The organism is Mesorhizobium sp. P5_C1 (assembly GCF_054049815.1).
In genome coordinates this window covers 1-1,451 of record NZ_JBFULQ010000912.1, presented here as the reverse complement: position 1 = coordinate 1,451, position 1,451 = coordinate 1, and the positions used below count along the sequence as shown (strand labels likewise).

General features: G+C 59.8%; 3 protein-coding genes. 2 read left to right on the top strand and 1 reads right to left on the bottom strand.

Annotated elements, in window-relative coordinates:
* On the top strand, positions 1 to 356 hold a 356-nt coding region (locus tag ACXJ7R_RS32515), incomplete at its 5' end, for an FAD-binding oxidoreductase (protein ID WP_457155378.1).
* A gap of 106 nt (positions 357 to 462) precedes the next feature.
* Here the strand turns inward: ACXJ7R_RS32515 and ACXJ7R_RS32510 are convergent.
* Positions 463 to 681, bottom strand: coding sequence for a hypothetical protein (locus ACXJ7R_RS32510; protein ID WP_457155377.1), 219 nt, complete (start codon positions 679 to 681; stop codon positions 463 to 465).
* Between the two features lie 143 nt (positions 682 to 824).
* Between ACXJ7R_RS32510 and ACXJ7R_RS32505 the strand changes: the two genes are divergently transcribed.
* Positions 825 to 1,451, top strand: a 627-nt coding sequence (locus ACXJ7R_RS32505; protein WP_457155376.1) for a winged helix-turn-helix domain-containing protein, incomplete at its 3' end; no start/stop codon positions are given.

The following is a 1,451-nucleotide window of genomic DNA, read 5'->3' as shown; positions in this document are numbered from 1 at the left end:
GCGTACCGATCTCGCGCTTTGCCGAATGCGTCACCGAGACCGAAGCCGATATCGCCGAGATGGGGCTGATCGCGCCGATCGTCGGCCATGCCGGCGACGGTAATTTTCACGTGCTGGTCCTGATGGACGTCGACGACCCCAAGGAGATCGTGCTTTCGGAAAAGTTCGTCGCGCGGCTCAACATGCGGGCGATCGCCATGGATGGCACCTGCACCGGCGAGCACGGCATCGGCCAGGGCAAGATCGGCTTCCTGCGCCATGAACTCGGCCACGGCGTCGACATCATGCGCACCATCAAGCAGGCGCTCGATCCGCTTGATATCATGAACCCGGGCAAGATATTGCCTGGAAAATAAGGCGCGGACTTACTACCGCTGGCTCGACCCGGTCGCGGATGACCCAAAGCAGATATCCCGCGCTGACTGGAAGCTTGCGCTGTACCACTCGGCGAGGACTTGCAGGTCACCAGCTGGGATCTCGGCCTTCAAGATCTTCGTTCGGGACGATCGGCGGTTGGCGACGAAGACCGGTGTATKGGTCCAGGTAGGCCATTTTGAAAGCGTCGCCCATCACACGGCATATCGCGTTGAGAGTTGCGCCGATTGCAAGCCTCGGAAAGCCTAGCCGAGGCAGTTTAAGGCGTCGGATGTTAATCAGGACGGTGGTGGAGATGTCGGCCATGGTGTCCTCCAGTGACGGTGAGAATGACACCGTGTCCCACTCAGGTCCTTGGCTCGGACCTGAAAGGTTCTGAACTACCCTGAAGTTCGCCTTCAGGACCGTCTTGGGTTATCGTTGCCCTGGAGGGACGGGTTCTTTTGCAAATGGACTTGGAGTTTGGGAATTATCGTCTGAAACGCGCCGAACGGCTGCTGCTGGGTCCCAAGGGGCCGATGGAGCTGTCGACGCGATCCTTCGACATCCTCGCCACGTTGCTGGAGAGGCCGGACGAGGTGATCGGCAAGACCGAACTCTTCGATGCTGTCTGGCCCGGCGTGGTGGTGGAGGAGAACACGCTGCAGGTCCACATTTCGGCGCTGCGAAAACTGCTGCCCGCCGAGATGATCGTAACCGTGCATGGTCGCGGCTATAAATATGCTGGTCCCAAGCCCTTTGTGGCCGTGGCAGAGGCTACGGCACCGGCCAGAGCATCCATCGCCGTTCTTCCCTTCGACAACATGAGCGGCGACCGGGAACAGGGCTATTTCAGCGACGGGATAACCGAAGACATCATCACCGAGCTTGGCAAGTTCAGGGAGTTCCTGGTCATTGCGCGGAACTCATCCTTCCAGTTCCGTGGCAAGGCGAATGACGTGGCCGAGGTGGCGAAGAGACTTGGCGTCCAGTATGTCGTCGAAGGCAGCGTGCGGAAGATCGGCAACCGGGTGCGGGTCACCGTGCAACTGATCGACGCATCCTCAACAGCTCACATCTGGGGCGAGCACTACGAC